Annotated in this window: 1 protein-coding gene; it reads left to right on the forward strand. The window is 55.1% G+C overall.

Annotated features, from left to right (window positions below; translation table 11 throughout):
- The coding region (locus tag ACOQFS_RS00185; RefSeq protein WP_421560963.1) for an RHS repeat-associated core domain-containing protein at positions 1–357 on the forward strand (357 nt) is incomplete at its 5' end.
- Positions 358–363 lie beyond the last annotated feature (6 nt).

The raw sequence follows: 363 nt of genomic DNA on the forward strand, positions 1-363 counted from the left end.
GGCACGCCGATTGCGTTGGTCAATGCCAACGGAGAGCAACAAGGGCAAGTGGCCTGGGCGGCCAGGTACACAGCTTGGGGGGAGGTTGAAGATGAGTACAACCCAAACCAGATCCACCAGCCGATTCGGTTCCAGGGCCAGCAATTCGACCCAGAGACAAACCTTCACTACAACCGATTCAGGTACTACGACCCGAACATAGCGCAGTACGTTACTCAGGATCCAATTGGCCTGAATGGAGGATTTAAGGATGTCCTGAACAACTCGAATTCGCGAGTGCTACCAGGCCGCCGTTTTCAGATGCCGCGACGGTCGCCCTTTTTCCTGCATGCGGGCCTTGTTTTTGGGATGCGCTGAGACATT

Source organism: Paracidovorax sp. MALMAid1276 (assembly GCF_049198005.1).
Classification (GTDB): Bacteria; Pseudomonadota; Gammaproteobacteria; order Burkholderiales; family Burkholderiaceae_C; genus Acidovorax.